The sequence below is a fragment of the Rhodococcus sp. NPDC055024 genome (assembly GCF_053608585.1).
The window spans coordinates 1-3,512 of sequence record NZ_JBSGVT010000042.1; the positions used below are offsets into that span (position 1 = coordinate 1).

Annotated in this window: 3 protein-coding genes; 2 read left to right on the forward strand and 1 reads right to left on the reverse strand. The window is 55.9% G+C overall.

What is annotated here, in order from left to right; genetic code table 11:
* Nucleotides 1-1,160 (forward strand): thioesterase domain-containing protein (locus tag ACWF6P_RS31685; RefSeq protein ID WP_452623687.1); only part of this gene is annotated, 1,160 nt, incomplete at its 5' end.
* A 40-nt stretch (nt 1,161-1,200) separates the two neighbouring features.
* On the opposite strand, the gene ACWF6P_RS31690 is transcribed toward ACWF6P_RS31685, so the two are convergent.
* Nucleotides 1,201-2,643, reverse strand: a complete 1,443-nt coding sequence (locus ACWF6P_RS31690; RefSeq protein ID WP_452623688.1) for a wax ester/triacylglycerol synthase domain-containing protein — start codon at nt 2,641-2,643, stop codon at nt 1,201-1,203.
* Between the two features lie 687 nt (nt 2,644-3,330).
* Here ACWF6P_RS31690 and ACWF6P_RS31695 point away from each other — a divergent pair.
* Nucleotides 3,331-3,512, forward strand: a 182-nt coding sequence (locus ACWF6P_RS31695) for a hypothetical protein (RefSeq protein ID WP_452623689.1), incomplete at its 3' end; no start/stop codon positions are given.

Consider the following 3,512-nt stretch of genomic DNA (forward strand, 5'->3'; position numbering starts at 1 on the left):
ATATGGTGCCGTCGCAGTTTGTGGTGTTGGATGCTCTGCCGTTGAATGCGTCGGGGAAGTTGGATCGGAAGTTGTTGCCGGAGCCGGTGTTCGAGCGTCGGTCCTTCCGCGCGCCTACGACGGAGGCCGAGATTCTGGTGGCGAGCGTCGTCTCTGGGATTCTCGGTGTCGATACTGTCGGTCTCGACGATGACTTCTTCGAACTCGGCGGCAACTCGCTAAATGCAATGAGGGTAATCGCCGGACTCACGGAGGCACTCGGCGTGAACGTCCCCGTTCGTATCGTGTTCGATACTCCGATCATGAAGGATCTGGTCAGCAGAATCGCTATCGGCATCCGTGCAGGTTTCGACGTTGCATCTGATGACGCAATTTCTGTTGTTTTGCCGTTGCGAACTGGTGGTAGCGAGCGACCGCTCTTCTGCATCCATCCCATGGTCGGATTGGCTTGGCCGTACATGAGCTTGCTGCCCGCTGTTGACAGATCAATTCCTGTTTACGGGATCCAAACCCCCGCACTGACTGACGAGAGATTTGCTCCTGGCGAACTCGGCGACTACATGGATCGCTACGTAGACGAAATCATTCGTGTGCAGGCCGAGGGGCCGTACCGACTGATGGGATGGTCGTTAGGTGGTGTGCTTGCGCACGGCGTGGCCACTCGGCTGCAGAACCGTGGTAGCGAAGTTGAGACACTGGTAGTTGTCGACAGTCTTCCGATTGCCGAGCTAACTGAGACAGCCGACTCACGTCCTTTTGTTGACCATCTACGCGAAGATTTCTCTGCGATGGGAATCGCCATCCCCGCTGGCGAGGAGATTGGAAACCTTAGTAGGGAGTCGCTGACTTCAATTCTCGAGGCAGTCGAAGGAGACATGGTCGGACTTTCGATCGATCGAATTCGTCAGCTGTTTACCAGCATTGAGGCGTTGGAGGGGATGATCGACCGATATGGTCCGAAGACGTTTGATGGAGATGTCATCTTCGTCAGTTCTGAGCAGCATCCGCAACCCGCCGACGCGGCCTTGCTGTGGCAACCATATGTGCACGGAGCAATTGACAATTTTTATGTTCAATATCCCCATGTCGCGATGATGACGCCACCAGCGTCAGCAGAGATCGGGCAGGTAATCGATCGGGCGTTGAGGTCGCAAGATTAGCCGGCGCGACGGATTCGGCGGTGTCTCGAGCCTCGTCGGCTCAATCGGCCCTGCCGGACCCGGTTGAGGCCTGTTGCAGGTCTCGAAAAGCTCGGGTGATCGCTTCCGCGTAAAGACTGCTGTCCGGCATCGCCTCGGCGCAGGCAGTGAAACTAACTGAAATTCGGTCGCCCAGCGAGCTCACGACGTGTTGGAGTCCAGACTGGTCGCAGGTACCGAGAACGCCGAACCCGTCTATCGCGGACCTACCGAAGAAGGAAAGACCTTGGCTCGAACCACGGGGAACATTGGTGACTACGACGGTCGCGCCCACATTCTGTGTGGGTCTAGCCGCGTGGCGTTTCTGTCTCCACATCGCATACTTCACCAGCCACATAGGCCAGTGGTCCATCGTGTGCTCCACCCGCACAGATCGAGGGTCCCCGATGCGTGACTTTTCCAGACTGGCCGAGTACGCGATAGAGCGGAGTCGATCGATTGGATTGTCGGATTCAGGATGGAGATCAACTAGCATCGTCGAAAACTGGTTGGAACCTTTTTCGGGCTCGCTCACTCGCTGTTTCACTGGAAATACGGATTTCGGCGACGCGGAGCCCATAGAGGTTGGGGGAGTGTCACCGACAGTGTCCAGATAACTTGATAGTGCGATTGCAACGACGGTCAGCATTACGTCATTGACTGTCACATTTTCAACAGCACGGCGAATTGCCTGAACATCGGTCAGCGAAAACAGGACAACGTCGAACGTCCACTTTCCAGAGGTTACTCGATTGAATCGCGTTGAGGGCCGACTGGACGGCGTCGGCGCGACGCTCCCCGATTCGACGGCGCTACTCAGATCCTCTTGTGCGGCTTTCATCTCAGCGGTGGCACGTCGCGCTTGTCGCACTTGCCGCAGAGTCAGTTCGGGAATCTGCCAAACTCGGAATTTGGGCCTCGCCGAGTCCAGAACAGGCCAACTTGGATTTGGATCACCGAACAGTCGTCGGGCAAGTGCGACAGACTCAACTCCGTCGCCAACGCTGTGATGAAATTTCAGAACGACAGCACTAGCTCCGTCTGGGACAGTTTTTGCACCTGTGATGTTGTTGATCACGTGAAGTTCCCACAGCGGTCTTGACCGGTCCATCGGGCGGTTGGCGATCCGGACGATTTCATCGGTAAGGGCACGCCAGCCTGGCGTGGAAAGGCCCGTTACAGTGATATGTCTCCTGATATCAAGACCTCGATCTGTCACCCAGCAGGGAAAGCCAAGATCAAACGGCATTCGATATACTTTTCGCCTGAATATCGGGCAGACGTCAAGCTGATCGATCATCCACGATTCGAGCGATTGCTGATCGATTGAACCATTTGGGCCGGATTGCGAATCGAAGATCCAAACACTGACCAGATGTGTGTACGAATGGTCAGTGTCGACAAAAAGTGCCGTCGTCTGACGCGTCGACAACGGCTGGACAGTACTCAAAGGCTGAACAGACACGTTTCCTCCGAAGTCGAATGTGCAACTTCCACTGTGCAACGTCTATGAACACTATCCGGTCGAACCGGGCAACGCATTCACAGCTTTGATGGACGTTCGCCACTATCCTGCAGGGGTTGAATCGAGCCGAGGGTTGTGAAATGGGACCGATGTCGTGTGTGGTCCATACGGAGTGCGCGAGTGAACTGTCCGTCGGAGTCATCGACAACGGCCCGTGTTCGCTCTGCTCCACTCCTTCGCCGCGATGTCCGACCTCCACCTGCCGATCGAACTGTTCGTTCTTGGCCCGCCAGCAAGTGTGACGAAAATGGTTCGAGTTCCAAATCGCGAATTACACCAAGATGCACACCAACTGTGTGCGTAACTTCGAATCGTCCAGTTAATTGCTACGCAACTTCATCGATCCAGTGCAGCGCACATCTTGGGCTCTCGAGAGCATCGCCAGCTAGTTTTCGGTCGTACCGGAAGTCTTCCATCGAATCGAAACGAACCGACCGGTTGCATACTGTCGAGATTCTGAACCAATGTCTTTAGCTGCAACAATGGTTCCATGTGCCTACGTTGGGCACGGCAGTTCTCGACCGGATCGTGACAGTTCGGGCGGTGAACTGAAGCGTTGACGGAAGTGAGTTGCTTCATGCAGCACAGTGTTCTCCAGCTAGTCGTTCAATCACAGGTCGTGCCGTCATGAGCGCCCGTGATGTGGGACCGGAGAACACGAAGCACCGAGTGACTCCAGGCCGTACGCGCCGATCCGGCCGACGTGCCCGCACTTTGTTGTTGCCGCAGTTGTTGGTGGCGGCTGTCGAGTTGGGTCCTGGGCGGGAGGCTTTGCGGTTCGAGGGTCGTTCGTTGTCGTATGCGGAGTT